The sequence below is a fragment of the Bradyrhizobium sp. TM233 genome (assembly GCF_036247965.1).
Classification (GTDB): domain Bacteria; phylum Pseudomonadota; class Alphaproteobacteria; order Rhizobiales; family Xanthobacteraceae; genus Bradyrhizobium; species Bradyrhizobium ottawaense.
The window spans coordinates 515,210-541,028 of the sequence record NZ_BTIG01000008.1 but is presented as its reverse complement, the minus strand read 5'-3'; the positions used below and the strand labels follow the sequence as shown (position 1 = coordinate 541,028).

23 protein-coding genes are annotated in these 25,819 nt (G+C 65.7%); 9 read left to right on the top strand and 14 right to left on the bottom strand.

Annotation, left to right across the window (positions count from 1 at the left end; genetic code table 11):
• Window positions 1–8 precede the first annotated feature (8 nt).
• The 3 genes from AABA86_RS20630 to AABA86_RS20620 form a co-directional block, all read right to left on the bottom strand.
• Window positions 9–419 carry a carboxymuconolactone decarboxylase family protein gene (locus AABA86_RS20630; RefSeq protein WP_338308199.1) on the bottom strand — a complete coding sequence of 137 codons (411 nt, stop codon included), beginning with the start codon at window positions 417–419 and terminating at the stop codon, window positions 9–11.
• On the bottom strand, window positions 352–783 hold the full coding sequence (locus tag AABA86_RS20625) for a MerR family transcriptional regulator (RefSeq protein WP_338308147.1): 432 nt from the start codon (window positions 781–783) through the stop codon (window positions 352–354). The genes AABA86_RS20630 and AABA86_RS20625 overlap by 68 nt, the downstream gene beginning before the upstream one ends.
• Before the next feature lie 158 nt (window positions 784–941).
• Window positions 942–1,889: a hypothetical protein gene (locus AABA86_RS20620; RefSeq protein ID WP_338308146.1), complete on the bottom strand. Its 948-nt coding sequence runs from the start codon at window positions 1,887–1,889 to the stop codon at window positions 942–944.
• A 125-nt stretch (window positions 1,890–2,014) separates the two neighbouring features.
• On the opposite strand from AABA86_RS20620, the gene AABA86_RS20615 reads away from it, so the two are divergent.
• From AABA86_RS20615 to AABA86_RS20605, 3 genes are all read left to right on the top strand, one after another.
• On the top strand, window positions 2,015–3,172 hold the full coding sequence (locus tag AABA86_RS20615) for a tetratricopeptide repeat protein (RefSeq protein WP_338308144.1): 1,158 nt from the start codon (window positions 2,015–2,017) through the stop codon (window positions 3,170–3,172).
• Between the two features lie 111 nt (window positions 3,173–3,283).
• On the top strand, window positions 3,284–3,925 hold the full coding sequence (locus AABA86_RS20610; protein WP_338308142.1) for a hypothetical protein: 642 nt from the start codon (window positions 3,284–3,286) through the stop codon (window positions 3,923–3,925).
• 270 nt (window positions 3,926–4,195) lie between these two features.
• A complete protein-coding gene (locus AABA86_RS20605; RefSeq protein ID WP_212249482.1) occupies window positions 4,196–5,386 on the top strand; it encodes an acetylornithine transaminase in 1,191 nt (396 codons plus the stop codon).
• A gap of 148 nt (window positions 5,387–5,534) precedes the next feature.
• Here the strand turns inward: AABA86_RS20605 and AABA86_RS20600 are convergent, their stop codons facing one another.
• From AABA86_RS20600 to pcsA, 3 genes are all read right to left on the bottom strand, one after another.
• Window positions 5,535–6,509, bottom strand: coding sequence for a quinone oxidoreductase family protein (locus AABA86_RS20600; protein WP_094890344.1), 975 nt, complete (start codon window positions 6,507–6,509; stop codon window positions 5,535–5,537).
• Window positions 6,510–6,583: 74 nt separating this feature from the next.
• Window positions 6,584–7,318, bottom strand: a complete 735-nt coding sequence (locus tag AABA86_RS20595; protein WP_338308140.1) for a TerC family protein — start codon at window positions 7,316–7,318, stop codon at window positions 6,584–6,586.
• Window positions 7,315–8,082, bottom strand: a complete 768-nt coding sequence (gene pcsA, locus AABA86_RS20590; protein WP_338308138.1) for a phosphatidylcholine synthase — start codon at window positions 8,080–8,082, stop codon at window positions 7,315–7,317. Before pcsA ends, AABA86_RS20595 begins: the two co-directional genes overlap by 4 nt.
• Before the next feature lie 86 nt (window positions 8,083–8,168).
• Between pcsA and AABA86_RS20585 the strand changes: the two genes are divergently transcribed.
• A complete protein-coding gene (locus tag AABA86_RS20585; protein ID WP_338308136.1) occupies window positions 8,169–9,353 on the top strand; it encodes a UbiH/UbiF family hydroxylase in 1,185 nt (394 codons plus the stop codon).
• A 218-nt stretch (window positions 9,354–9,571) separates the two neighbouring features.
• Here AABA86_RS20585 and AABA86_RS20580 read toward each other — a convergent pair whose 3' ends face one another.
• Window positions 9,572–10,525 carry an AEC family transporter gene (locus tag AABA86_RS20580; protein WP_338308135.1) on the bottom strand — a complete coding sequence of 318 codons (954 nt, stop codon included), beginning with the start codon at window positions 10,523–10,525 and terminating at the stop codon, window positions 9,572–9,574.
• Window positions 10,526–10,631: 106 nt separating this feature from the next.
• On the opposite strand from AABA86_RS20580, the gene hspQ reads away from it, so the two are divergent.
• Window positions 10,632–10,964: a heat shock protein HspQ gene (gene hspQ, locus AABA86_RS20575; protein ID WP_008564941.1), complete on the top strand. Its 333-nt coding sequence runs from the start codon at window positions 10,632–10,634 to the stop codon at window positions 10,962–10,964.
• 80 nt (window positions 10,965–11,044) lie between these two features.
• On the opposite strand, the gene AABA86_RS20570 is transcribed toward hspQ, so the two are convergent.
• Complete coding sequence (locus AABA86_RS20570) at window positions 11,045–11,869, bottom strand: invasion associated locus B family protein (protein WP_338308134.1); 825 nt, start codon at window positions 11,867–11,869, stop codon at window positions 11,045–11,047.
• A 261-nt stretch (window positions 11,870–12,130) separates the two neighbouring features.
• Here AABA86_RS20570 and AABA86_RS20565 point away from each other — a divergent pair, with 261 nt between their 5' ends.
• The 3 genes from AABA86_RS20565 to AABA86_RS20555 all read left to right on the top strand — a co-directional run bounded on the left by AABA86_RS20565 (window position 12,131) and on the right by AABA86_RS20555 (window position 16,792).
• Window positions 12,131–13,975 (top strand): extracellular solute-binding protein, encoded by a 1,845-nt coding sequence (locus tag AABA86_RS20565; protein WP_338308132.1) that lies wholly within the window; start codon window positions 12,131–12,133, stop codon window positions 13,973–13,975.
• A 4-nt stretch (window positions 13,976–13,979) separates the two neighbouring features.
• Window positions 13,980–15,482, top strand: coding sequence for an AMP-binding protein (locus AABA86_RS20560; RefSeq protein ID WP_212249489.1), 1,503 nt, complete (start codon window positions 13,980–13,982; stop codon window positions 15,480–15,482).
• 86 nt (window positions 15,483–15,568) lie between these two features.
• Window positions 15,569–16,792 carry a GGDEF domain-containing protein gene (locus tag AABA86_RS20555; protein WP_338308130.1) on the top strand — a complete coding sequence of 408 codons (1,224 nt, stop codon included), beginning with the start codon at window positions 15,569–15,571 and terminating at the stop codon, window positions 16,790–16,792.
• A gap of 24 nt (window positions 16,793–16,816) precedes the next feature.
• Here AABA86_RS20555 and AABA86_RS20550 read toward each other — a convergent pair whose 3' ends face one another.
• From AABA86_RS20550 to AABA86_RS20535, 4 genes are all read right to left on the bottom strand, one after another.
• Entirely contained in the window at window positions 16,817–17,053 is a 237-nt protein-coding gene (locus AABA86_RS20550) for a hypothetical protein (protein ID WP_338308128.1), read from the bottom strand.
• Window positions 17,054–17,421: 368 nt separating this feature from the next.
• A complete protein-coding gene (locus tag AABA86_RS20545; RefSeq protein WP_028144554.1) occupies window positions 17,422–17,631 on the bottom strand; it encodes a cold-shock protein in 210 nt (69 codons plus the stop codon).
• A gap of 247 nt (window positions 17,632–17,878) precedes the next feature.
• Window positions 17,879–21,397 (bottom strand): transcription-repair coupling factor, encoded by a 3,519-nt coding sequence (gene mfd / locus AABA86_RS20540; RefSeq protein ID WP_338308126.1) that lies wholly within the window; start codon window positions 21,395–21,397, stop codon window positions 17,879–17,881.
• On the bottom strand, window positions 21,394–21,684 hold the full coding sequence (locus AABA86_RS20535) for an FAD assembly factor SdhE (protein ID WP_338308124.1): 291 nt from the start codon (window positions 21,682–21,684) through the stop codon (window positions 21,394–21,396). Before AABA86_RS20535 ends, mfd begins: the two co-directional genes overlap by 4 nt.
• A gap of 183 nt (window positions 21,685–21,867) precedes the next feature.
• Here AABA86_RS20535 and recG point away from each other — a divergent pair, with 183 nt between their 5' ends.
• A complete protein-coding gene (gene recG / locus AABA86_RS20530; protein ID WP_338308122.1) occupies window positions 21,868–23,976 on the top strand; it encodes an ATP-dependent DNA helicase RecG in 2,109 nt (702 codons plus the stop codon).
• A gap of 96 nt (window positions 23,977–24,072) precedes the next feature.
• Here recG and AABA86_RS20525 read toward each other — a convergent pair whose 3' ends face one another.
• Window positions 24,073–24,930, bottom strand: coding sequence for an NAD(P)-dependent oxidoreductase (locus AABA86_RS20525; protein WP_338308121.1), 858 nt, complete (start codon window positions 24,928–24,930; stop codon window positions 24,073–24,075).
• A gap of 104 nt (window positions 24,931–25,034) precedes the next feature.
• Window positions 25,035–25,805 (bottom strand): DUF502 domain-containing protein, encoded by a 771-nt coding sequence (locus AABA86_RS20520; RefSeq protein ID WP_338308120.1) that lies wholly within the window; start codon window positions 25,803–25,805, stop codon window positions 25,035–25,037.
• Window positions 25,806–25,819 lie beyond the last annotated feature (14 nt).

The following is a 25,819-nucleotide window of genomic DNA, read 5'->3' as shown; positions in this document are numbered from 1 at the left end:
CAAGTTCGTCATGTCGCTTCTCCCGACGCCTGCCGCGCGGAAAACACCTCCTTGGCTGCGAACAGCCCGTTCACCGCCGCCGGGAAGCCCGCATAGACGGCCATCTGCATGATGATCTCCACGATCTCGTCGCGAGACAGCCCGACGTTCAGACCCGCCTCGATATGCACTTTGAGCTGAGGCGCGGCATTTCCGAGCGCCGTCAGCGCGGCGATCGTCGCGATCTCTCGATCGCGCAGGCCGAGGTCCGGGCGGCTGTAAATGTCGCCGAAGGGAAACTCGATCACGTATCGTGCGAAATCCGGAGCGATGTCGGCGAGTGAGGCGACGACCTTTTCGCCGGCTCTGCCGTCAATGCGGGACAGGGCCCGCTGGCCGCGATCGAAGCGGCTTTCGGCTTGTGTTTGGGCGTGCGTCATTTTCCTTCGTCCTCTGTTCGTCGCCGGCATAGCCGGCGATCTTGGTATCAAGGACGAGCAGGCATTCCTGGAGTTCGGCAATCTGCGTGCGAACCTGTTCCCGGTGGACTTCCAGCAGCTGCCGCCGGGCTGGCCCAGTGGCTTCGCCTTCGTCACGAAGCGCCGCATAACGCAACATGTCCCGGATCGGCATTCCCGTGGTCTTGAGCCGACCGAGGAATGCGATCCATGTGAGGATCGATGCGTCAAAGTCACGCTGGCCGGAGCGATCCCGGTCTGCGTATGGCAGCAGCCCGATGCGCTCATAGTAGCGCAGCGTGTGAGTCGACAAGCCGGTTCGTCTTGCGAGGTCACCGATCTTCATGTGTGCCCGTTCTCGTACTGACGCACGTACAGATACCCCTTCGAGCGCGCTCTAAGTCAAGAGGGATCGAAGGTGCCGTCCCCGCGAGGTCAAGATGGCGCCACAGCAGAAGATTTGGGGGCGCCGGCTGGGCGGCAGCGTCGCGGAATTCCGAGGCTTCAGGAGGTCGTCAGCCATTTCGGCACCCAGCGCTCCGGGCGCGGGGCGCGGGCGAGATCAGCCTGCGCTTCGGACAAGGTCGCCGGCTCGCCGTCGATGGTCGGGCGCACATCGTACTCGAAATTCGGCATGACGCGGCCGTCGGCATAGAGCCCAAAATTCATCGTGTACCACAGGCCAAGCTCGGGCTGGGCGCGGCGCATCTCCTCGCGCAGGTCGCGCAGCAGGGATTCGATCGACGCGGCTTCATCGAACGGCCGTGGTCCGTGCGAGAGCACGCGCGCCTCATATTGCTTGCCGACGATCGCGATCTCGAATCTCGTCCGGTCCCAGGGCTTCTTGCCCTTCGGCAGATGGGCGGCCAGCCGCCAGCCGAGCTCGGCCATCAGGCGGTGATTGGCCCAGTAGTCCTCGCGATCCCGGCTCCATTTTTCCATGAAGCCACGGAAGTCGGGCAGCTCCGACGAATTGTCGTCGGGCGTCGCTGGCTCGCCGAGCGGCCGTCCGGCCAGCCATTGTGCGAGCTCGACCGTCTGCGGCTCGACCTCGTCATGCGGCCTGAGATCGCTCCAGGCATTGTTGAATTGTTGCGACGTCAGTTTGGCGAGCAGGCCGTCGAGGCTCGGCGCCAGCAGCTCGTAGTCGCCCTCCGATCCCAGTCCCACGATCGGCGGATTGTCGCGGTCGAGACCGGCGCCGTACCAGCCGCCGACGGCCGAGCCGTCCGGCAGCCGCATGAACAGCGAAAACCTGTCCCGCAAGGGACTACCGTCGGTAATTGGCGCGTGATCTGAGAACTGGCCCTGCAGCGAGAAGCAGCCGACGCTGCCCCAGGGCCGCCCGTTGAGCCAGGTGGCAAAGTCGACCAGCAGCGGAGGCGCTTCGATGCCCGGCGGAAACGCGCCGCGAATGCTGTCGAGATCAATGGGATAAGGCGTATCGGACAAGGCTGAAATCTGTCTGGTTGGTCCCGTCCCTCTTGGTCTGAGCCGAGTTGCGTCCGGTTCGAACCAAGTCGCGTTGTTCGATCACAAACGCGCTAGAGGCGCAATGGTTTCGACGCGGTACGCAAATGAAATACCACGAGACATCAGGAATTTGGTTCAAGCTGTCGGCAATCGGCCTCACGATGGCCCTGCTCGCGCTGTCCGCCCCCGCCGCGGCGCGATCCCCGTCAGCCGCACAGCTGCGCCAATGGTGCTACGAGGACGACGACGCGGGCAGCGAGGAGCAGCGCATCGAGGGTTGCGCGGCCGTGCTCAAGGCCAATCCCAACGATGTCCATGCGCTCGCCAATCGCGGCGAGATGCTTCGGCGAAAGGGCGACGCCGTGCGTGCGCTGGCGGACTTCAACCGTGCGATCGAGCTCAATCCCAGACATCCCGACCTCTGGTACAACAGGGGGATTGCCCATGACGATCTCGGCGCGAAGGATCAGGCCATCGCCGACTACACGCGCGCCATCCGGCTGAACGCCCGCGACCCGCTCTACTACAACAACCGCGGCAACTCCTTCATCGACAAGAACGACTACGAGCGCGCGATCGCCGACTATGATCAGGCCATCAAGCTCGACCCGAAATTCGCGCTGGCCTACTTCAACCGCGGCACCGCTTATCGCAACCACGGCGAGGACGAGCGCGGGCTTGCGGATTTCGATCTGTCGATCCAGTTCAACCCGAACTACGGCCCGGCTTACGGCAACCGCGCACGCGTCTACCGCGATCGCGGCGACCGGGTCCGCGCGCTGGCCGACTTCGCCAGGTCGCTGCAGCTCAGCCCGAACAACGACCGCGATTTCTATGCGCGCGCGAATATGTATTTCGATGAGCACGATTATGCGCTGGCGCTGGAGGATTACGACCGGTCGATCAAGGCCAATGCGAACTATCCCGCCGCATTCAATTCGCGCTGCATGACGCGCGCGATCCTCGGCCGTCTGCAGGAGGCGCTGGCCGACTGCGATCAGTCCCTGAAGATGGCCCCCGACGATCCCTACACGCTGGACAGCCGCGCCCTCACCTACCTCAAGCTCGGCAATCTCGACGCGGCGATTGCGGACTACGACGCGGCACTGAGCACCAAGCCCGCGTACGACAGCTCGCTCTACGGTCGTGGGCTTGCGAAGCGGAAGAAGGGCGACAACGAAGGCGCCGAGCGCGACATCGCTGCAGCGAAAGCGATCAACGCTGGGATCGTCGACGAATTCGCGCATTACGGTGTCGAGTAAGCCGCACCGCAGCGCCGCGCGCCGGCAATGTGACACTATAATGCATTCACGCAGGGGTCACGGACTCGTCCTAACTCTGCCCGCGCCTTCAACGCGAGCGAGGATTTCTTGATGAGCCGTCTCTCGGACATGCTGCGCACGCAGCGCTTCGACGATTACCGCTTCTACCACCAGAGCACCGTCAACCAGACGCTGCACCTGATCAGCGCCGCGATCTTCCTCGGCTGCTATGCGCTGCTGTTCGCAGACCCCGCGCTTGCCGGCATCGTCGGCTGGCTGGCGATGCTGACGCGGCAGACCGGGCATTTCTTCTTCGAGCCGAATGGCTACGACGCCGTCAACGACGTCAGCAACGACTACAAGGAAGCGGTCAAGGTCGGATATAACCAGAGCCGCAAGATCATCCTGCTGCTGGTCTGGGGTAGCGCGCCGGTCGCGCTGTACGCGTTCCCTGCCCTGTTCGGTCTGTTCGATCCGCCCACCACGCGTCTCGATTTCGTCCGTCATGTTGGCGCACTCTGGCTCGCGATCGGCATCGGCGGCGGCCTCATTCGCATGATCCAGCTCTTCGTCACCCGCGACGTCACGACTGGCCTCGTGTGGGTCTTCAAGGTGCTGACCGACCCCTTCCACAACATCGCGCTGTACTGGTCATCGCCGCTCAAGCTGCTGCGCGGCGAGCTGATCGACACGTCGATTGCGAGTGCGGACTGGGGCGACGACGACACCGAGGAAGCTGCGCATCTGACCTGATCGCTGCACGCCAGGCGGGTGTCTTGCAAATCAGCAGCTTGACAAGCCCTGCCATTCGGCTGTACGGACCCGCCCCATGATCAATTCCCGGACCCACCTGCGCACCGAAATGCTCCGTCGTCGCTCCCGCGACGATGAGAGGGTGCGCCATGTCCGACGACGCCGCTGAACCACCGAATTCAGCTGAAGTTTTCGAGAAGGCCGCACCCGCAAGGTGCGGCCTTTCTGCTTTTTGCGCCCGTTTTCCACCCGCCTCCAGAGGAGTTCGACATGACCACGCATCCGTATGACGCGCTGATGGACATCACCGCACGGCCCAAGGCCGTGTTCGTCCGCGGCGCGGGCTCCTACCTCTGGGACGATGGCCGCAAGCGCTATCTCGATTTCGTGCAGGGCTGGGCCGTGAACTGCCTCGGCCACTCGCCGCCTGCGATCGCCGATGCCCTCGCTTCGCAGGCGAAGCGGCTGCTGACGCCGAGCCCGGCCTTCTACAACGAGCCGAGCCTCAATCTGGCGCAAGCCCTGGTCGCGAACAGCGCCTTCGACCAGGTGTTCTTTGCCAATTCCGGCGCGGAAGCCAACGAGGGTGCGATCAAGCTCGCGCGCAAATATGGCAGCCTGCACAAGGGCGGCGCGTTCGAGATCATCAGCTTCGAAGGCGGCTTTCACGGCCGGACGCTGGCGACGATGTCGGCCTCGGGCAAGAAGGCGTTCGAACCGCTGTTCGAGCCGAAAGTCGCGGGCTTCAAGAAGGCGAAGCTCAACGACATCGCCTCGGTCGAGAAGCTGATCAACGACAACACCGTCGCGGTGATGCTCGAGCCGATCCAGGGTGAATCAGGCGTGTGGCCAGCGACCGATCAGTTCCTGCAAGCGTTGCGCGCGCTGACCAAAGCCCACGGCTTGCTGCTCATTTTCGACGAGATCCAGACCGGCATGGGCCGGACCGGAAAACTCTTCCACTACGAGCACACCGGGATTGCGCCCGACATCATGACGCTCGGCAAGGGCATCGGCGGCGGCGTGCCGCTCGCCGCCTTGCTTGCCACCGAACATGCCTCCTGCTTCGAGCACGGCGACCAGGGCGGCACGTTCAACGGCAACCCGATCATGTGCGCGGCGGGGCTCGCGGTGCTCGAGGAGGTCAGCAAGCCGGATTTCCTGAAACAGGTCGCCGAAACCGGCCTGCTGCTCGAAAGCGAGCTGCAGAAGGTCTCGGCCCGGCACGGGCTCGGCGGCGTGCGGGGACGCGGGCTGCTGCTCGCGCTCGACCTCAAGCTGCCGATCGCGCCCGGCATCGTCGCGCAAGCGTTCGAAGCCGGCGTGCTCCTCAACGCACCACAGCTCGACACCCTGCGCTTCATGCCGGCGCTGAACGTCGCGAAGGCAGAGATCGCCGAGATGATCGATTGTCTCGACGGGATTCTAACCAAGGCCGGCGCGGCACGGCGGGTGGCGTAGGAGCAGTCTCGTGCCCCGGACGCAGCGCAGCGTCTCTTCGACGGTGCGCTGCTGAGCCGGGGCCCATCTCCCCGCATCGCGTGTTGCATCTGGGTCCCGGCTCTGCGCAGCAGCGTAAGAACGCTGCAGCGCGTCCGGGACACGAGAACTACGGCTTCAAGATCGACGCGCCCGTGGTCTTGCGGCTTTCGAGGTCGATATGCGCCTTGGCGGCATCCTTCAGCGCGTAGGCGTGGTTGATCGGCACGTGCAGCTTGCCGTTGATGACGGCGGCGAACAGCGTGTCGGCGCCTTCGAGCAGCTCCTTGCGCGTACCGACGTAATCGTTGAGCTTCGGCCGCGTCGCAAACAGCGAGCCGTGATTGTTGAGCTCGGCGATCGAGAACGGGGGCACCGGGCCGGAGGCGTTGCCGAAGGAAACGAACATGCCGCGCGGCTTCAGGCAGGACAGCGAGCCCGGGAAGGTCGCCTTGCCGACGCCGTCATAGACGACGTCGCAGCCTTCGTTGCGGCTGATCTGCTTGACGCGCGCGACGAAGTCCTCCTCGTTGTAGAGGATGACGTGATCGCAGCCATTGGCCTCGGCGAGCTCGGCCTTTTCGCGCGAGCCGACCGTGCCGATGACGTGGGCTCCGAGCGCCCTCGCCCATTGGCAGGCCAAAAGGCCGATGCCGCCGGCGGCGGCATGGATCAGCACGCGGTGATGCGGCTCGACCTTGAAGGTCTTGTGCAGGAGATACCAGACGGTCAGGCCCTTGAGCATCAGCACGGCGCCCTGCTCGTGGGTGATGTGATCGGGCAGCTTGACCAGCTTCTCCCAGGGAATATTGCGCTCGCCGGTATAGGCGCCGAGATTGTAGTAATAGGCGACGCGGTCGCCGGGATGGAAATTCGTGACGCCCGGTCCGACGGCGACGACCTCGCCCGAGGCCTCGTTGCCGGCGATGAAGGGCAGGCCCGGCGCCTTGTAGAGACCGGTGCGGTAATAGACGTCGATGAAATTCAGGCCGACCGCATGCTGGCGGATGCGCACCTCGCCGGGGCCGGGCGCCGGGACATCGACGCTCTCGTAGACCAGGGCTTCGGGGCCTCCGACCTTGTGCACACGGACCGCTTTGGTCATCACCTGACCTCCTCTTCTCAAAGGCCAGCGAAAGACATCGCGCCCGCCTTGTCAACTCGATGTAGCTGGAACGCCTAAACCGACGGCTTGGTGGTCTTCCTGCGGTTGCGCTTGGCCAGCACGTTGAAGAATTCGACCGCCGCCGAGAACGCAATTGCAAAATAGATGTAGCCGCGCGGAATGTGGAATTGGAATCCGTCCGCGACCAGCGCGACGCCGATCAGCACCAGGAAGGCCAGCGCCAGCATTTTCGTGGTCGGATGCTCCGCGACGAAGCGCGACACCGGACCCGACGAAATGTACATGATCAGGCAGGCGATCACGACCGCCGCGATCATGATCTCGATATCCTCAGCCATGCCGATCGCGGTGATGATCGAATCCAGCGAGAACACGATGTCGATGACGATGATCTGGACGATCACCCAGAAGAAGGCGCTGCCCCCGGATTTCTGATCGCCCTCGCGGTCATCGGCCTCGACCTCGGCGTGGATCTCGTGCGTCGCCTTCGCGATCAGGAACAGGCCGCCGCCGATCAGGATGAGGTCGCGCCAGGAGAAGTCCGAACCCTTGAATGAAAACACCGGCGCGGTCAGGCCGATCAGCCAGACCAGGACGCTGAGCAGGATGATGCGGAAGATCAGCGCGAGAGCGAGCCCGATCTTGCGGGCGCGGTCCGCCTGCTGCTGGGGGATGCGCGAGACGATCACCGACAGGAAGATGACGTTGTCGATACCGAGCACGATCTCAAGCGCGGTCAGGGTGAGCAGCGCGGCCCAGGCTTCGGGACTGGTCAACAGATGCATCATGCGAAGGATCTTGCCAGTCGTATCAGCGCATCGCTGAAGCTGATCCAGAGCGCGATCGCGCAGAGTGCGATGGTGACGCCGGCGCCGACGCGGAAATCCATCTCCAGCACGTAGAGGCCAAGCAGCGCCCAGATCCCGATCAGCGACATCGTCAGCCAGCGCAGCCGCACGACGCGGACCGGATGCAGCACGTGGAACGGCACGAAGGTCAGCACGACGAGTGCGGCCACCAGCAGCGTCGACCACAGCGGCGGCCAGTGCAGCAGGAACAGATAGAACGCCGCCGCATTCCACAACGCCGGGAAGCCGCGGAAATGATTGTCGTCCGCCTTCATGCGCAGATCGGCGAAATATAATGCGCTGGTGACGATGATGGCGATGCCGAGCAAGGGAGCCGCGACCGGCAGCAGCAGGCCGCTGGCGACGATCGCGTAGGCCGGCACGAAGACATAGGTGACGAAGTCGACCACGAGATCGAGCACGTCGCCCGACCAGTTCGGCTGCACGTTCTTGACGTCGAGCCGGCGCGCGATCGGACCGTCGATCGCGTCGATGATCAGGGCGACGCCCAGCCACTGAAACATCGCCGCCCAATGCTCGCGCACGGCCTCCAGCATCGCCAATAACGCGATCGCCGCGCCGAACGCGGTGAAGATGTGCACCGAGAACGCCGCGGCGCGGATCGCGGGCGTGGGCTTCAGGGAATCCTCTTGGCTGTCCATGGCCCCTGCTATCAGAATGAGGCCGCTTTGCACATCCGCCATGGCGCCGCCCGCCCGCACAATTCGTCGAAAAATCAGGCAAAATCAGTGGGCTTGAATTTGCCGCCGGGCGTGTCATTTGTCGTTCCATGACAGACGCATCGACACTCTATGACGCCGCCGTGATCGGCGGTGGACCGGCCGGACTTGCGGCGGCCATCGCACTGGCGCAGGCGGGTGCGCGGACAGCGCTGGTGGCGCGGCGCGTACCCTATGCCGACAATCGCACCACCGCGCTGCTTGGTGCCTCCGTCGATCTGCTGGAAACGCTCGACGTCTGGTCGCGCTGCAAGGGCAAGGCGGCTGCGCTCGAAACCATGCGCCTCGTCGATGACACCGGCCGGCTGTTCCGCAGCCCCGAGGTCCGGTTCTCCTGTCACGAAATCGCGCTCGACGCCTTCGGCTACAACATCGACAACCGCTCGCTGATGCTGGCTCTGGAAGAGCGTGCGGCTGAGCTGCCCAATCTCGTCCGTTTCGACGACGAGGCCGAAAGCGTCGTCATCGAAGCCGACGACGTCGCGGTCCGCACGGCCTCCGCGCAGTTTCTCTCGGCCCGCCTGGTGGTCGGCGCCGACGGCCGGCATTCGCTGTGCCGCGAAGCTGCCGGCATCGCGGTGACGCGGCGCGAGCTGACGCAGACCGCGCTGACCTTCAACGTCGGCCACACGCGGCCGCATCGCAACGTCTCGACCGAGTTCCACACACCGCATGGACCCTGCGTGTTCGTGCCCCTGCCCGGCGACCGCTCCAGCATCGTCTGGGTCTCGGCGCCTGCGGAGGCCGAACGCCTCCGCGGCCTCAGCGATGCCGAGCTGTCGGCCGCGATCGAGAAACAGTCGCATTCGATCCTCGGACGCATGACGGTCGAGCCCGGCCGCAACCTGTTCCCGCTGGCGATCGAACGTCCGAAATCCTTCGGCCGCGACCGCATCGCGCTGGTCGGGGAAGCTGCCCATGTGGTTCCCCCGATCGGCGCCCAGGGCCTCAATCTCGGCCTGCGCGATGCAGCCGATATTGCCAGGCTGGCGGGCGAGGTCATCGCAGCCGGCCAGGATCCCGGCGCGCCCGACGTGCTCAAGCGCTACGACCGCGCGCGGCGTCCGGACGTTTTGAGCCGCACCTTTGCGATCGACATCGCCAACCGCTCGCTGCTCAACGATTTCCTGCCGCTCCAGCCGGTCCGCGCCGTCGGCATGCACCTGCTCGGCGCCATCGGCCCGCTCCGGCGCTTTGCCATGCGCGAGGGCCTGACGCCGACCTGGCGAAGGTAGCTGCGTTAGGTTGAACGAATTGGCCGCTGGCTCGGTGCAACCTCTCCCGCTTGCGGGGAAGGTCGGCGCGTAGCGCCGGGTGGGGGCTCTCTCCGCGTAAAGACGTTCTCCGCGGATTTCAGACAGTCCCAACGCGGAGAGAGCCCCACCCCAACCCTCCCCGCAAGCGGGAGAGGGAGCGCAGCGTCCTTGCGGAAACGGCGAAGCTCCAAAACCGCTCACGGAAACACCAGCCGTCCGCTCTGAAGCAGCCACATCACGCTGGTCAGCGTGACCACGGACGCGAAGGTGCCGAGCAGCACCGCGACGGACGCCGATTCGATCCAGGCATCGTTCTGCCGGGCGATCACGAACACGTTCAGCGCCGGTGGCAGCGAGGCCATCAGCACGGCGGTCGCAGCCCAGGGCTGCGCGAAGGGGCCGAACGCCAGCATCAGGCCGAACGCCGCCAGTGGGTGGATCAGGAGCTTGATCGCGATCACGCCCGGCACTTCCCACGGCACCCGGTCGAACGGACGGAGCGCCACGGTCACGCCGAGCACGAACAGCGCGGTCGGCGCGGCTGCGTTCTGGAGGAAGGTGATGGTGCGGTCGAGCGCGACCGGCATCTCGATATGCAGCGCCGCGACCGCGGCGCCAAAGCAGGCCGACATGATCAGCGGGTTGAGCACGATCTGCTTCAGCACGACGCCGAAGGCGTGCATGATCGAGGGATGGTCGCGGTCGGACAGCTCGATCAGGAGCGGCACGATCGTGAACAGGAAGATGCTGTCGCAGCAGAAGATCAGCGCGGTCGGCGCCGCCGCCTTGGTCCCGAGCACGGCGAGCGCCAGCCCGGGCCCCATATAGCCGATATTGCCGTAGCCGCCGGAGAGGCCTGCGAGCGTCGCCTCGCGCAATGTCAGCCGGCCGAAAACCTTGCCCACGACCAGTGCCAGTGTAAACGCGACGACGGTGGAGAGCGTGGTCGCCACCAGGAACGGCGGGTTGTTCAATTCCGCAAACGGCGTCTTCGACATGATCGCAAACAGCAGCGCCGGCAGCGACACGTAGAGCAGGAAGAAGTTCATCCAGGCGAGGCCCGATTCCGGCAGGGACTTGACCTTGCCGCAGGCAAAACCGACGAAGATCAAGCCAAAATAAGGTAGCGCCAGATTGAGGATATCGACCATTGATGAAGTGTTTTCTGAAGACTTGGGGGCTATCTGCCCCTGAAGTGAACGTTAATTCCAGATGAGGCCACTAGCATCGGCCACAATCCTGGTCTATCGACGGGGAATGATTAAAGCGCGGACCGCCAAATTCCAGATCGGACAGGTCGTGCGCCACCGGATCTTCTCGTTCCGGGGCGTGATCTTCGACATCGATCCGGAATTCAACAACACCGAAGAGTGGTGGCTGTCGATCCCCGAGGAGGTGCGGCCCCACAAGGACCAGCCGTTCTACCACCTGCTCGCTGAGAACGCGGAATCGGAATACGTCGCCTATGTCTCCGAGCAGAACCTTCTGCCCGACGATTCCGGCGAGCCGGTCCGGCATTCCCAGGTTGCCGAGATCTTCATCAAGGACAAGGCCGGCGGCTATCGCCCGCGCAATCCGTCCCTGAACTAGGTCTTCTTCACCAGCAACCAGCCAACAAAAAAGGCGCTCGAGATGAGCGCCTTCTTCATGTCTGGACGTCTGACGCCCGATTACTTCTGGCCGGCCGGAGCGGCGCCAGGGGCAGCACCGCTCTGCTCGAGCTTCTTGCGCTGCTCGTCAGCCTTCTTCTGAAGCTCTTCCTGGAGCTTCTTCTGGTTTTCCTCGAACACCTTCGGATCGGTCGGCGGACCGTCATAGGCCTTCTGGAATTCGCCAGCGAGCGGCAGCGGCAGGGTCAGCGGCGCGCCGTTGGCGTTGATCGCCTGGACAACGAGATTCTGGCCCTTCTTCATGCTGTTGATGAGCTCGGGCGTCGCCTCGTAGTCGGACATGCAGCCGTTCTGGAAGCAGATCACATAGGGCTGCTGCAGCGGCGCGTTGCTGTCCACGATGATGCGGGTGCCGTGCACGAGCTGCATGCCCAGCGGCAGCGTCACGCGCAGGATCTTCTTGGGCTCGCCTTCCGGCTCGATGATGACGGCGGCGATGACCGGCTGGCCCGATTCGATGCGGCCGTCCTTGCCGGTGAAGCAGACCTGCTTGGCGTTGGCATCCTGGCCCTTCAGGCAGAACTTGGTCCAGGGGGCGTAGATCAGCTGGATCTGCTGGTCGGCCGGCTGAACCGCGCCCTGCTGCGCCGGAGCGCCCTGGGCGGGAGCCTGCTGCGCGGGGGCCTGAGCGGCCGGTGCCGGAGCCTTCGGGGCGGCCTTGGGAGCCGCTTTCGGGGCCGGAGCCGCCTTAGGCGCACCCGGGGCCGGGGCCGGCGCCGGGGTCTGGGCCTCGGCGGCAAACGGAACGGCCAACGCCGTCGCCGTCAACAGGGCGAGAAGTCGCCCACGCGGCCGGACGGACGCGGCCAAGTAACGGAAATTCATTGCGGAAAACCCTTTCTGAACGGGAAGTGCCCGAACCGCTCCGAAGCGCCGAACCAGGCCGCCTTGGGCGCGGCTCTCTTCCCGTCAAATGAGGCAGATAAGTGACGGGCTCGGCGCTCTTGCGCGATTGCCCGCCTTCTTAACGTGGCCGACGAAAAGATCAATGCCGACAACCGTCTTTGGCCACATCCGCAGCTGCGCCCGGTGAAATTCCCTGTGATAGGATTCAAGGCTAGCCGGTCCTCGAATCAACGTGTGCCGATGTTCAAGTTCCTGCGCCTTTTCGAGGGCCCCGGTCTCCGCCTTTGCGTCCTGGCCTCTGTGCTCGCGGGTGGGCTGTCCGCTGGCAGCGCGCAGGCCGAGGAAGCCCACGCCATCGCCATGCACGGCAAGCCGGCCATGCCGGCCGATTTCACCCGCATGCCCTATGTCAATCCCGATGCCCCCAAGGGCGGCCGCTTGATCTGGGGCATTCTGGGCACCTTCGACAGCCTCAATCCCTTCATCGTGAGGGGATTAGCCGTGCAGCAGATGCGGGGCTACGTGGTCGAGAGCCTGCTCGCGCGCGGCAATGACGAGGCATTCACGCTCTATGGCCTGCTCGCCAGGAGCGTCGAAACCGACGACGAGCGGAGCTTCGTCACGTTCCGTCTCGATCCGCGCGCCCGTTTTTCCGACGGCAAGCAGGTCACGGCCGAAGACGTGCTGTTCTCCTGGCAGCTCCTGCGCGACCGCGGTCGTCCGAACCTTCGGCAATACTATGCCAAGGTTGCCAAGGCCGAGGCGCCCGATCCCCTCACCGTCCGCTTCGACCTCGCGGGCGCCAACGACCGCGAGCTGCCGCTGATCCTCGGCCTGATGCCGATCCTGTCGAAGCAAGCCGTCGACGTCGCGACCTTCGAGGAGACGACGCTGACGAGTCCGATCGGCTCCGGCCCCTATCGCGTCACGGCGGTGAAGCCCGGGGCCAGCGTGACGCTCACCCGCAATCCCGATTATTGGGGCCGCGACCTGCCCATCAACCGCGGGCTCTACAATTTCGACGAGATCCGGCTCGACTATTTTCGCGAGGCCAACGGCCAGTTCGAAGCCTTCAAGCGCGGCCTCTATGATTTCCGCGTCGAGCACGAGCCGCTGCGCTGGCACGACGGCTACGATTTTCCAGCCGCCAAAAGCGGCGAGGTGATCCGCGACAGCGTCAAGCCGGGCCTGCCGCAACCCTCCGAATTCCTGGTGTTCAACACCCGCCGTCAGATCTTCGCCGACATCCGCGTCCGCCAGGCGCTGACGCTTCTGTTCGATTTCGAGCTGGTCAACCGCAACTACTTTTTCGGGCTTTATTCGCGCGTTGCCGGCTATTTCGCCGGCTCCGACCTGTCGGCCTATGGCCGGCCTGCGGACGCGCGCGAGCGCGAGCTGCTCAAACCCTTCGCCGCGCAAATTCGGCCCGATGTCATGGACGGCAGCTACCGTCTGCCGGTGACCGACGGATCGGGACGCGACCGCACTACGTTGCGCGCGGCGCTGAAGCTGTTGTCGGACGCCGGCTACGAGCTCGACGGCACCGTGCTGCGCAATCGCAAGACCAAGGCGCCCTTCACCTTCGAGATCCTGGTCACGACCCGCGACCAGGAACGCATCGCGCTCGCCTTCCAGCGCGACCTCAAGCGCGCCGGCATCGAGCCGAGCGTGCGAACGGTCGACCCCGTGCAGTTCGATCAGCGCCGGCTCGCTTACGAATTCGACATGATCCAGAACCGCTGGGACCAGTCGCTGTCGCCCGGCAACGAGCAATATTTCTACTGGGGCAGCGCGGCCGCGGACAATCCGGGCACCCGCAACTACATGGGCGCCAGGGATGGCGCCGTCGATGCCATGATCGCCGCCCTGCTCGAGGCCCGTGAACATACGGATTTCGTCTCGTCGGTGCGGGCGCTCGACCGCGCTCTGATCGCGGGCTTCTACACAATCCCCCTGTTTAACGTATCCGAGCAATGGATCGCGCGCTGGAATCGGATAGAACGGCCCAAGGCCACCTCGCTCTCAGGCTATTTGCCGGAGACCTGGTGGTCGAAGGGGCAGCCGCAAGCTCATCAAGCAAAGTGACGCCGTGAACCAGCCAGCCGTATCGCCGACGCTCGACACGTTGTTTCAGCGCACGCTGATCCGGCAGCCGCACGCGCCCGCCCTGCTCGATCCCCTCAACAAGGCCCGCGTGACCGGGCACCAGCCGCGGCGGATGACCTATGCCGAAGCCGACACGGCCATCGAGGCGCTGTCGGCCTATTTCGTCGAATCAGGCCTGCCGGCCAATTCCGTCATCGCGATCCAATTGCCTGCCACGGTCGAGTTCGTGCTCACCGTGCTCGCCGCCCATCGCGCCGGCCTCGTCGTCGCGGTGCTGCCGCTGCTCTGGCGCCATGCGGAACTGACCGCGGCGCTGAACCGCACCGCGGCGCGCGCCATCGTCACCATGAGCACGGTCGACGGCGTCAGCTATGCCGATCTGGCGATGCATGCGGCCGCCGAAGCCTTCTCGATCCGTCACGTCTGCGGCTTCGGCACCGATCTGCCCGAAGGAATGGCTTCGCTCGACGATGTGCTGGCCCGCCCGCCCGGCACCACGCGCGCCGTGATCCAGGACGGCCGCAAGGCGGCGATGATCTCCTTCGACGTCACGGCCGAAGGCTTTCGCCCGGTGCCGCGGCCGCATTTCAGCCTGATCGCCGGCGGGCTTGCGATGTCGCTGGAAGCCGACATCAGGCAGGGCGCGACCGTGATGGCGGCGTTCGCGCCGATGTCGTTCGCAGGGCTCGCCTCCTCGCTCGCGGTGTGGCTGCTCTCCGGCGGCGCGCTGGCGCTGCATCATCCGTTCGAGAACGAGGTGCTGGAGCAGCAGATCAACGAGCATGAATGCGAGGTGCTGATCGCGCCGGCGCAGCTTGCCTTGCGGCTCGGCGATGCCGATCTGGCGGCGCGGATGCCGACCTTGCGCAACGTCATCGGCCTGTGGCGCGCGCCCGAGCAGGTGGCGGCGAGCGATGCCTGGATCGCGCCGCATGCGCCGCTGACCGACGTCTACCTGTTCGGCGAGGCCGGGCTGTTCGGCGCCCGCCGCGGCGAGGACGGCATGCCCGTTGCGGTGATGCCCGGGCCGCACGGCGCCCCGCGCGAGCAATCCGGCTCCTCTATTGCCGGCGAGATCCTGCTGACGCCGAAGGGCACGCTGGGCCTGCGCGGCGCGATGGTGCCGATCGCCGCCTATGCCCCGCCGCAGCCGGTCGGCGACACGCTGATCGCGCAGCCCCCGCGCGATTATGTCGACACCGGCTATGCCGCCCGGCTCGACCGTCCGAGCGGCGCGATCTGCATCACCGCGCCCCCCTCCGGCATCATGGCCGTCGGCGGCTACCGCTTCCTCTCCAACGATCTCCAGGAATGGGCTCGCCGGCTCGGCCAGGGCGCCCTGCTCACCGCGCTGCCCGACCGGCTTTCCGGCCACCGGCTGGCCGGACGCGCCCAGGACAATACCCGGGCCCGCGAGGCGCTCAGCGAGCTCGGGCTTAACCCCCTGATGGTCGAAGCTTTTCGCGACCGTTCCGGCCCCGGCTAGGCACAGTTTCGCCGCCTCCGTTGACGCTGCATTAAGGCGGCCAAACTAGATTGCGCGGCATCTGTCGCGTGATCAGAGTTTGTCGAATGTCCCAGGCGGGCCCGATCCTGTTTGTGTCCAATGCCGAGCGGCCGCCCTTCATTGCGGCGCTGGACGAGGCCCGGCTCTTTCCCGTCGTCGACACCGACTGGGCCAGCGCAGCCCGCGCGGTCGAGCAGGTCCAGCCGGCCGTGGTTCTCGCCCAGATGTCCGGCGGTCACGAGCCGCATATCGCGCCGCTCGCCAAAAAGATCGCCGACCAGTCGCTCTACCTTCCTTTCGTGGCCCTCGATGCTTCAGGCACGCTGCCCCCCAACGCCCTGCCCTTCTCCTCGCGCGGCGGTAATTCCGACCGCCTGATCGCGCGCCTTCGCGCCGCTTTGCGCGTGCGCACCCTGCATGCCACGGTGCTGCGCCGGCTGCCGGAAGTGAAGGTCGCGCTGCCGGAAGGCGATCCCGCCCGCGATGCCACCGTGCTCCTGATCGGCCGGGGCTCGGCCTATCCCGCGCTCTCCGTCGCGCTCGGCGAACGTGCCGGCGTCGTCGGCGCACTCTCGATCGAGGCCGCCGCGAAACACCTCAACACCCGCGACCTCGACGGCGTCGTGCTCGCCGAAGGTTTTACCGCGCGCGTCACCGACGCCTTTCTCACGGTCCTCGCCGAGGACACCCGCTTCCGCAGCCTGCCCGTCGTCGTCACCGCGCACCAGCTGACACAGACCTACGACCTGCCCAATCTCGAGCTGATCCCGGGCGAGCCGGCGAAGGTCGCGGCCAATGCACTGCCCCTGATCCGCCAGCATGCGATGGAAGCACAATTGAGCCGTACGCTGCGCTCGATCGATGCCGGCGGCTGGCTCGATCCGCGCAGCGGCCTGCTCACGGTCGAAGCCTTCGCCCGCGATTTTGCCAAGGCGGTCGAGCAGACGCTGGCCCGCGGCGGTGGTTTGTCGGTCGCGCGGTTCGCCTTCGACCCCGGCAATTCCCGCGCCCAGCTCGATGCCGCGCGGATCCTCAGCCGGCTGATGCGGCAGATGGATTTCGGCGCGGCGCAGAAGGACGGCTCGGTCATCGTCGTGTTCGCGGAAACCGACTTCCGCACCGCCCACATGATCGCCCGCCGCCTCTCGGCGGTGATGCGGCACACCTCCAACGGCAAGCACGAGATGCGCAGCGAGCCCGTCGTCAGCGTGGATTCGCTGTCGCCGTCGGATACGGCAAGATCGTTGCTGGGGCGGCTGTCGGCGGATGCGTCGCGGGCGGCATCGTAGCATCCGCCGGCACGGCTCGATCGCTCAAACCATCATGAGCTTAATCTGGCCGTCCTCGACGGTCCCCATCGCGAGAGCGTCGCGCGCCATCTTCTCGACGGTCGGCCAGTTCGCCAGAAGGTATCTCTGCGCCTGCGCCTTGGTCGGGAAATTTGTTTGAAGAATACAGCTCTGCCGCGTGTTCCCGTTCGCGATCTGGAAGGACACCGCCTGAGGGCCCTCCCGAAGCTCTTGCTCGGTGGGCTGGGGAAGCTTGCGCATGCTGCTCCTTCTCGCGGCTCAGCGAACCGGTAAGGCGACCCCGGACGCTGGATCGGCGCGAGCCGTCCCAGCCGCGATCTTCCTGGCTTTCGATCTTCGCTCTGACTCGAGGCTCGGTTGCGTATTGCGGACCGCTTCGGTCAGCATCAGGCGGAGCTCTGCCTTGGTCTTGGGTGCTTGTCGCGTGGTCGACTTCTGCCAATTGGTCATGAAGTCTATATGGGTATCTTCGCGCGAAACGCCACCGTTCGCAATCAGGCGGTAACCGGTGCAAAAAACCCGCGGCCGGTGAACGGTCGCGGGTCAAGAGATCCGAAGCTCTGCCAGTACATCCGTGGTCAAAGCAACGTCATGTCGATTGCGACAGCCTATGCGGCGCGCAGATCTTCAGCAGCAGACTTGCCGGTCCGGCGGTCTGCAACGATTTCGAATGAAACCTTCTGCCCTTCGTTGAGGGTATTCATGCCGGCGCGTTCAACGGCGCTGATATGAACGAACACATCCTGGCTGCCCTGGTCGGGCTGAATGAATCCGAAACCCTTTTGGCTATTAAACCACTTCACAGTTCCCGTCGTCATGGGGGGCGTCCTTTAAGATAGATAAGCGTTTGACCGCGCTGAAAAGCGCGTGCGGTGTCGTCGAGATCTGGAGGGAGGGTCGTCAGTCAGGCGCGCTTGAAAGCGGCGAGGCCAAGTCGTTCGGCCGAAACTCGATGAACACAACATGGGGACTGTTCGGCCATTCCGCAAGGGATCATTTCGTTATCGGATTCGACGCCCCTCCGTATCGCTCTCGCAGCGTCCCTTCTGGCTCCTTAATGACTGCTCACGCCGCCTTCTTGCTCTGCGCGAGCTGAGCGAGCTGCCGCATGATCTCGGTAGTGCCAGCGAGACGCTCTTCGGGCGTCTCCCAATCCTGCAGGAACACCACCTTCATATCCGGCCGCACCTTGGCGGCGTGGCCGTAGCTGCGGATGAAGCTCACCAGGCGGTCGGGATGGGCGAAGGAATTGTCGCGGAAGGCGATGACGGCGCCCTTCGGGCCGGCATCGATCTTGCCGACATTGGCCCGGCGGCAGAACGCCTTGATCGCGGCGACCTTGAACAGGTAGCGCACCTCGTCCGGCAGCACGCCGAAGCGATCGCGCATCTCGGCGCCAAAATTCTCGATCTCCTCCTCGGTGTCGAGATCGGCCAGACGCCGGTACAGCGACAGCCGCACCGAGAGATCGCCGACATAGTCCTCCGGAATGAGCACGGGCATGCCGATGGTGATCGACGGCGACCAGCGGTCGGCGGCGGGCTCGGAGACGCCGGCCTTGAGGTTGACGATCGCCTCCTCCAGCATCGACTGGTAGAGTTCGAAGCCGACCTCCTTGATGTGGCCGGACTGCTCTTCGCCGAGCAGATTGCCGGCGCCGCGGATGTCGAGATCGTGCGAGGCGAGCTGGAAGCCCGCGCCCAAGGTCTCCAGCGATTGCAGCACGGTGAGACGGCGCTCGGCCTGCGCGGTGATCTTCTGCTGCGCCGGCAGCGTGAACAGCGCATAGGCCCGCAGCTTGGAACGGCCGACGCGGCCGCGCAGCTGGTAGAGCTGGGCCAGGCCGAACATGTCGGCGCGGTGCACGATCAGCGTGTTGGCGTTGGGGATGTCGAGGCCGGACTCGACGATCGTGGTGGACAGCAGGATGTCGAACTTGCCGTCGTAGAACGCGGTCATGATGTCCTCGATCACCGCGGGCGGCATCTGCCCGTGCGCGACCGCGACCTTCATCTCCGGCACGTTCTTGTCGAGGAAATCCTTGACCTCGGCGAGGTCGTCGATGCGCGGCACCACGTAGAACGCCTGGCCGCCGCGGTAACGCTCGCGCAGCAGCGCTTCGCGGATCATCAAGGGATCGTGCGGGGCGACGAAGGTGCGGACCGCGAGGCGGTCGACCGGAGGCGAGGCAATGATCGAAAGCTCGCGGACGCCGGTGAGCGCCAGCTGCAGCGTGCGCGGGATCGGCGTCGCCGACAGCGTCAGCACGTGCACCTCGGCGCGCAGCGCCTTCAACCGCTCCTTGTGCGTGACGCCAAAGTGCTGCTCCTCGTCGACGATGACGAGGCCGAGATCGCGGAACTTGATCGCCTTGCCGAGCAACGCGTGGGTGCCGACGACGATGTCGACCGAACCGTCGGCGATGCCCTTCTTGACCAGATTGAGCTCCTTGGTCGCGACCAGGCGCGAAGCCTGCGCCACGTTCACCGGAAAGCCCTTGAAGCGCTCGGTGAAGGTCCTTGCGTGCTGGCGCGCGAGCAGCGTGGTCGGCACCACGACCGCAACCTGCTTGCCTTCGAGCGCGACGGCAAAGGCAGCGCGCAACGCCACCTCGGTCTTGCCGAAGCCGACGTCGCCGCAGATCAGCCGGTCCATGGGACGGCCGAGCTCGAGATCCTTCAACGTGGATTCGATCGCCCCTAACTGGTCCTCGGTCTCGTCATAGGGGAAGCGCGCGCAGAACTCGTCGTAAAGGCCCGGCTGCACCGGCAGCTTGGGCGCCTCGTGCAGATGACGCGCGGCGGCAATCTTGATCAATTCGCCCGCGATCTCGCGGATGCGGTTCTTGAGTTTTGCTTTTCGGGTCTGCCAGCCGCCGCCGCCGAGACGGTCGAGTTCGACCGTGGTCTGGTCGGAGCCGTAGCGCGACAGCAGCTCGATGTTCTCGACCGGCAGGAACAGCTTTGTCTCGGCGGCATAGTGCAGCTCGAGACAGTCGTGCGGCGCGCCGGCGACGTCGAGGGTCTGGAGGCCGACGAAGCGGCCGATGCCATGGTCGACGTGGACGACGATGTCGCCCGCGGCAAGGCTCGTGATCTCCGAGATGAAATTGTCGAGCTTCCGGCTGGCCTTGCGCGGCCGCACCAGGCGATCGCCAAGGATGTCCTGCTCGCTGATGAGCGCGATCTCGTCGGTCTCGAAACCGGCCTCTAAGCCGAGCACGGCCAGCATGGTCTCGTTGCGCGGGGTCGCCTGGACCGTCCGCCAGCTGTTGACGCTGGTGGTGTGGGCGAGCTTGTGGTCACGCAGCATCGAAGTCATGCGGTCGCGTGAGCCCTCGCTCCAGAGCGCGATCACGACCTTCTTGCGCTGGGCGTGCAGCGCCATGACATGGCTGACGACGGACTCGAACACGTTGACCGTGGTGTCGTTGCGTTCCGGCGCGAAGTCGCGGCCCTTGCGGGCACCGGCGTCGATGACGCTGGTCCCGTCGGCAGGAACCGAGAACTGCGTCAACCGCAGCAGCGGCATGTCGCTCTCGCGCCTGGTCCATTCCTCGCCGGTCAGATAGAGCCGGTCCGGCGGCAGCGGCTTGTAGATGGCGCCGCCACCGGGATGCTCCATCGCATCGCGGCGCGCCTCGTAATAGTCCTGGATCTGCTTGAAGCGCTCGCGGATGGCGTCCTCGGCCTGCGGCTCGATGGCGACGGCCGCGCCTTGCAGATAGTCGAACAGCGTGTCCATCCGGTCCTGGAACAGCGGCAGCCAGTGCTCCATGCCGGGATGGCGGCGGCCTTCGCTGACGGCCTCGTACAGCGCATCGTCGCGCTCGGGCGCGCCGAACTCGGCGACATAGCCCATGCGGAAACGGCGGATGGTGTCGGTGACGAGCTGGAATTCCGAGATCGGCACCAGGTCGAGCGAGCGCATATCGAGCAGCGTGCGCTGGGTCTCGGCGTCGAAGGAGCGGATCGATTCCAGGCTGTCGCCGAAGAAGTCGAAGCGCACCGGCTGCTCGAGGCCGGCCGGAAACAGATCGAGGATGCCGCCGCGCACGGCGTATTCACCGGGCTCACGCACGGTCGAGGACCGATTGTAACCGTTGTGTTCCAGCCAGGCGACGATGGTGTCCATCGGCACCACGTTGCCGGGCGCGACCGACAGCGCCTGCGCCGCGACGAGCTCGCGCGCGGGCACGCGCTGCACCACCGCATTCACCGTGGTCAGCACGATCAGCGGCTTGTCGCTGCCGGTGAGCGAGGCGAGCCGCGCCAGCGTGGTCAGGCGTTGCGCCAGGATCCCGCCATGCGGCGAGACGCGGTCATAGGGCTGGCAGTCCCAGGCCGGGAACTGGAGCACCGGCAGATCGGGGGCGAAGAACTGCAGCGCGCGTTCGAGCTGCTGCATGCGCGGGCCGTCGCGGCAGACCACGGCAAGGCTGACGGCCGGCTTCTTCGGCCGCGCCGCGATGGCGCGGGCGAGATCGGAGACGACGAGGCCTTCGGCGCCTTCCGCGACATTGGCAAGCGTCAGCACCCGGCCGGGAGCAAGCAGCTCGGCCGGAGATTTCATTCCCTGCTTCATATGTCCCGGTCCGCGATCGGATAGGCCTTGATGCGGGCAAACAGCGCGCCGGTGACAGCAGCTGGCAGCACCTTGTCGCCGGTGATGGCGGCATAGAGATCGGGATCGTTGACCTCGAGCAAAGTCTCGAGCTCGGTCAGCTCGGCGTCCGACAGATTGCCGATCTCGGCATCGGCAAAGCGGCCAAGGATCAGGTCCATCTCGCGCGTGCCGCGGTGCCAGCAGCGGAATAAAAGCCGCTTCCGGCGGTCGTCCAGCCCGCTGCTCGATCGTGTCGTTCCCGTCATGTCTCAAATCCAGTCAAACGCAGAAAGCCCGGACGTGCCGGGCCGGGGTGATATAGCCATTCGAACCGGCCGTGTCAGCCCTCGATTTGGCAAGCCTGCCGCCCGCGCGCGGCCGCGAAAAAAGCCGTGGATGCCCGCCATAAAGCCGGGCATGACGGGCCGAAACGATCCTAGATTCGCCTGATGCGCCCCAGCCTGCTCAATCCGCTGTTTGCTCCCGTGACCAGCCTGCCCGGCGTCGGTCCGAAGCAGGACAAGCTGCTGCAGTACCTGCTCAGCCGCAGCGAGACGCCGCGGCTGGTCGATTTGCTGCTGCATCTGCCGAGCCAGGTCATCGACCGCCGCGCCCGGCCGAAGATCCGCGACGCGGCGGTCGGAACCATGGTGACGCTGGAGGTCACCGTCGACCGCCACCGCCCACCTCCGCCGCGCAACGCGCGCGCGCCCTATCTGGTCTATGCCAGCGACGACACCGGCGACGTCGTGCTGACGTTCTTCCGCGCCAAGCCGGGCTACGTCGAAAAGCTGCTGCCGGTGGGCGAGAAGCGGTTCGTCTCCGGCACGCTGCAGATGTACGACGGCATCCCGCAGATGGTGCATCCCGACCGCGTGCTGGACGAGGAGGCCATCTCGAAACTCTCCGGCATCGATCCGGTCTATCCGTTGACGGAGGGTCTGGCGCTCGGCTCGCTCCGCCGCGCGATCGCGCAGGCGCTGCAGAAGCTGCCCTCGTTGCCGGAATGGATCAGCCCGGAGGTGATGCGGCGCTGCAGTTTCCCGCCGATCGCGGAAGCGCTCAACCGCGTGCACCAGCCGGTCGAGCTGACGGACATCCTGCCCGATCAGCCGTTCTGGTCGCGACTCGCCTTTGACGAGCTCCTGGCCGGCCAGCTCGCGCTCGCCCTGATCCGCGCGCAACTGCGCCGCCCAGCCGGCGTGCGCAATGCCGGCGATGGGCATTTGCGCAGCAAGATCATCGACGCCCTGCCCTATGCGTTGACGTCCTCCCAGCGCGACGCCACCGCGGCGATCGCGAGCGACCTACAGCAGCCCGTGCGCATGTTGCGCCTGCTCCAGGGCGACGTCGGCTCGGGCAAGACCGTGGTGGCGCTGCTCGCGGCCGCAGCCGTCACGGAGGTCGGCAAGCAGGCCGCGCTGATGGCACCGACCGAAATCCTGGCGCGCCAGCACATCAAGACCATCGCCCCCCTCGCGGAGCGCGCCGGCATGCGGGTTGCGATCCTCACCGGCCGCGAAAAGGGCAAGGAGCGGCGTGAATTGCTGGCGCAGCTCGAAGCCGGCGAGATCGACCTCCTGGTCGGCACCCACGCGCTGATCCAGGACGACGTGATCTTCCACGATCTTGCCCTCGCCATCGTCGACGAGCAGCACCGTTTTGGCGTGCGCGAACGGCTCGCGCTGACGTCCAAGGGCGAGGCCGTCGACGTGCTGGTGCTGAGCGCGACGCCGATCCCGCGCACGCTGGTGCTGACCTATTTCGGCGACATGGACATTTCGGAGCTCCGCGAAAAGCCCGCCGGCCGCCAGCCGATCGAGACCCGCACCATCTCGATCAGCCGCCTCGCCGAGGTCACGGACAGCATCGGCCGCGCGCTGCAGGCGGGCAAGCTGGTCTACTGGATCTGCCCCCTCGTCGAGGAATCCGAGGCGGAGGGCACCGAGCACCTCACCAACGCGACGAAGCGTTTCGAGAGCCTGCAGAAGCGGTTCGGCGAGCGCGTCGGCCTCGTCCACGGCCAGATGAAGGGCGCCGAGAAGGACCGCGTGATGGGCCAGTTCGCCGCCCACGAGATCGGCCTTCTGGTCGCGACCACCGTGGTCGAGGTCGGCGTCGACGTGCCGGCCGCGACCATCATGGTGATCGAGAACGCCGAACGGTTCGGCCTGGCCCAGCTGCACCAGCTGCGCGGCCGCATCGGCCGCGGCTCGGAAGCTTCGACCTGCCTGCTGCTCTACTCCGAGCCGCTCGGCGAGATGTCGAAGGCGCGGCTGAAGGTGATCCGGGAGACCACCGACGGTTTTCGCATCGCCGAGGAAGATCTGAAGCTTCGCGGCGAAGGCGACGTGCTTGGCGTGCGCCAGAGCGGCCTGCCCGGCTACCGCATCGCGCGCTCCGAAGTCCACGGCCAGCTCATTACCCAGGCGAGAGACGAGGCGCTGCGCATCCTCAAGGATGATCCGAAGTTGAAGGGCGAGCGCGGCGAGGCGCTGCGGTGCCTGCTGTATCTGTACGAGCGGGACGAGGCGATCCCGCTGATCGGCGCGGGCTGAGGGCTTCCGCAAAGATGGTCGCAAAGGGACTCGCGGAGACTCCCCTCGTGTGGAGAGAGACCTTTACATCTGAAGCAAACCGGCTCGCGGGAGCGACTAGGCTTTTTTCTGTGTGATCCTCGCAGCGAATGCCTTCATCAGCTCCGCATCTGCCGCCTCGCCCTTCGCATCCTCCGCGAGATGCTCGAACCAGCGCGCAAAACCTTCATAGATCTGGCTGGCCGGATGATCCGGACCCAAGAAGCCGGAAATCTCCCGCATCTCCGCGACCCAGCGATACGCTTTCGGGATCATGTCAGGCAGCGCGACCTCGAGCCGCGCCAGAATCGCGGGCTGGCTCAGCGCCAGTTCGTCACGCAACGCGTCCGCAGCGCCCGCTTTCGTCGCCGCGACCACCATCGCCGAGCCGATGCCGGCGAGGCCCTTGACGATGCCGGCATAGGACATTTTCAAAGCCGACGCGGCGCCGACCGGGCCCTCGACGATGCGCACGTCGAGGCCGAAATCCTTCAGCACCGCGACGTCCTTGGCGTGCTCGCCGGACATGTAGAAGGCCGGGCTCTTGCCGCCGGGCTGTGGCGGAAAGCCGATGATGCCGCCATCGACGAACGGCGCCTGCGCCGAGCCGATGATCTCCTCGATTCCACGCACGGTATCGACGTTGACGGCATTGCAGTCGACCACGACCGGCTTTTTCTCGCGCCTGACGATCAGCGCGGCCAGCCGCTCAGCCAGCGCGACGGCTTCGCCCGGCGGCACGATCGAGAGGATGATATCGGCGCCCGCAATTTCATTGTCATCGGCATCGACCATGCCGGCATCCGCCGCGCGTTTCCGCGTCGCCTCGCTCCGCCCTCCCAAAGACGTCAGCACGCGCGCGCCATGCTCACTGAGGCGGCGGGCGACGGCGCTGCCCATGGCGCCGGGCGCGAGGATCGCAATGGTCTTGGACATCATGGACTCCAGATCGAATTCCGAGCGAGGCGCTCAGGTGAACCGGAGGATATCAGAGGATGCGAACGCGCGCGTGACCGCGGCCATCCCGCAAGGGAATGGCCCTACTCCACCTTCGCAGGCTCGGGCCGAAGCGCCGAGGCGTTGGCGATGCGCGCGGCATTCGCCATGCCCGCGAGCGCCGCGGCCTTTTTCGGATCGGGCGCCGAGCCCGGCTGCACCACGCCGGCCGACATGATCAAGGTCGCGGCGTCTTCGGTGCTCATGTCGACTTCGACGATCTTGCTCTTGGGCACGTAGAAGAAGAATCCGGTGGTCGGGTTCGGCGAGCACGGCAGGAACACGGAGACATGCTCCTCCTGCCCCGGCAGGCTGCGCGCGACCTCTTCGTTCGGCGATTGCGAGATCAGCACGATCGACCACATGCCCGGCGAGGGAAACTCGACCAGGCCCACTTTGCGGAAGCTCGAGCCCTTGCCCGAGAACAGCGTCTCGAACACCTGCTTCAGGCCGCGATAGATGGCGCGCACGGCCGGGATCCGGCCGAGGAAAGTCTCGCCGACATCGACCAGCGTCCGGCCGATCAGGTTGGCGGCGAGGAATCCGACCAGCGTCAGCGTGAAGAATGCGACGACCAATCCCCAGCCGGGAATGACGTACGGCAGATAGGTTTCCGGCCGGTAGGCCAGCGGCACGAACGGCCGCACCACGCCGTCGACCCAGGTCACGAACCACCAGACCAGATACAGCGTGATGGCGATCGGCCCCGTGACAACGAGGCCGGTCAGGAAATAATTACGGAAGCGGCCCATCAGGCCGGTATGCGGTTCCGGGAGGGGATCAAGAGGCGCAGGCGCGTCGTCGCGGGGGTTCATTCGGGTTCCAGGTC

Bases quoted from the DNA above. Each gene is read 5' to 3' on its own strand.
- AABA86_RS20630 (WP_338308199.1), bottom strand. From the start codon at position 419: ATGACGCACGCCCAAACACAAGCCGAAAGCCGCTTCGATCGCGGCCAG.
- AABA86_RS20600 (WP_094890344.1), bottom strand. From the start codon at position 6,509: ATGACCAAAGCGGTCCGTGTGCACAAGGTCGGAGGCCCCGAAGCCCTG.
- AABA86_RS20615 (WP_338308144.1), top strand. From the start codon at position 2,015: ATGAAATACCACGAGACATCAGGAATTTGGTTCAAGCTGTCGGCAATC.
- AABA86_RS20535 (WP_338308124.1), bottom strand. From the start codon at position 21,684: ATGACGGGAACGACACGATCGAGCAGCGGGCTGGACGACCGCCGGAAG.
- hspQ (WP_008564941.1), top strand. From the start codon at position 10,632: ATGATTAAAGCGCGGACCGCCAAATTCCAGATCGGACAGGTCGTGCGC.
- AABA86_RS20525 (WP_338308121.1), bottom strand. From the start codon at position 24,930: ATGTCCAAGACCATTGCGATCCTCGCGCCCGGCGCCATGGGCAGCGCC.
- AABA86_RS20605 (WP_212249482.1), top strand. From the start codon at position 4,196: ATGACCACGCATCCGTATGACGCGCTGATGGACATCACCGCACGGCCC.
- recG (WP_338308122.1), top strand. From the start codon at position 21,868: ATGCGCCCCAGCCTGCTCAATCCGCTGTTTGCTCCCGTGACCAGCCTG.
- AABA86_RS20545 (WP_028144554.1), bottom strand. From the start codon at position 17,631: ATGACGACGGGAACTGTGAAGTGGTTTAATAGCCAAAAGGGTTTCGGA.
- AABA86_RS20550 (WP_338308128.1), bottom strand. From the start codon at position 17,053: ATGCGCAAGCTTCCCCAGCCCACCGAGCAAGAGCTTCGGGAGGGCCCT.
- AABA86_RS20610 (WP_338308142.1), top strand. From the start codon at position 3,284: ATGAGCCGTCTCTCGGACATGCTGCGCACGCAGCGCTTCGACGATTAC.
- AABA86_RS20565 (WP_338308132.1), top strand. From the start codon at position 12,131: ATGTTCAAGTTCCTGCGCCTTTTCGAGGGCCCCGGTCTCCGCCTTTGC.
- AABA86_RS20580 (WP_338308135.1), bottom strand. From the start codon at position 10,525: ATGGTCGATATCCTCAATCTGGCGCTACCTTATTTTGGCTTGATCTTC.
- AABA86_RS20520 (WP_338308120.1), bottom strand. From the start codon at position 25,805: ATGAACCCCCGCGACGACGCGCCTGCGCCTCTTGATCCCCTCCCGGAA.
- AABA86_RS20625 (WP_338308147.1), bottom strand. From the start codon at position 783: ATGAAGATCGGTGACCTCGCAAGACGAACCGGCTTGTCGACTCACACG.
- AABA86_RS20555 (WP_338308130.1), top strand. From the start codon at position 15,569: ATGTCCCAGGCGGGCCCGATCCTGTTTGTGTCCAATGCCGAGCGGCCG.
- AABA86_RS20595 (WP_338308140.1), bottom strand. From the start codon at position 7,318: ATGATGCATCTGTTGACCAGTCCCGAAGCCTGGGCCGCGCTGCTCACC.
- mfd (WP_338308126.1), bottom strand. From the start codon at position 21,397: ATGAAGCAGGGAATGAAATCTCCGGCCGAGCTGCTTGCTCCCGGCCGG.
- AABA86_RS20585 (WP_338308136.1), top strand. From the start codon at position 8,169: ATGACAGACGCATCGACACTCTATGACGCCGCCGTGATCGGCGGTGGA.
- AABA86_RS20570 (WP_338308134.1), bottom strand. From the start codon at position 11,869: ATGAATTTCCGTTACTTGGCCGCGTCCGTCCGGCCGCGTGGGCGACTT.
- pcsA (WP_338308138.1), bottom strand. From the start codon at position 8,082: ATGGCGGATGTGCAAAGCGGCCTCATTCTGATAGCAGGGGCCATGGAC.